The following is a 429-nucleotide window of genomic DNA, read 5'->3' as shown; positions in this document are numbered from 1 at the left end:
CGTCCAAGGCACTCCTGGTCGCAGGGGCCGGCGAGTTCCTCATCCTTCCGCCGGGGAGCGGCGGCAGCGCTGTGGGTTGGGTGCGCGTGAGAGACTCCATCGGAGTCAACCTCCCTTCCCGGATTGCAGCGGCAACAGGTTCACCTGAATTCCTGACACTGTCAGCTGACGGACACCATCTGTGCGCTGTTTCGGTGGAAGATGATGAGTATTGGATTGTCATCCGCGCATTCGCCTAATGGTCAGTATTTCGTCCAAAACTCTGAACGAAAATGAAACCGCCCGTCGGGCAGGCATCGTTGTGCAGCCGTCCGATGGGCGGGCGGGCTACGTGCCCGACTCTTTTTATGGGCAGCCCAGTTCGCCCGTGCCCCGTGCCCCGTGCCCCGTGCCCCGTGCCCCGTGCCCCGTGCCCCGTGCCCCGTGCCC

Annotated in this window: 1 protein-coding gene; it reads left to right on the top strand. The window is 63.9% G+C overall.

All coding sequences use genetic code 11. The features are described 5' to 3' along the window. The coding region (locus AC1DYK_RS35905) for a hypothetical protein (protein ID WP_478170604.1) at positions 1-239 on the top strand (239 nt) is incomplete at its 5' end. Positions 240-429: the final 190 nt, after the last annotated feature.

It is taken from the genome of Variovorax sp. P2_H12, assembly GCF_056403395.1.
The sequence above is the reverse complement of the archived record's forward strand: the minus strand, read 5'-3'. Positions and strand labels throughout refer to the sequence as shown.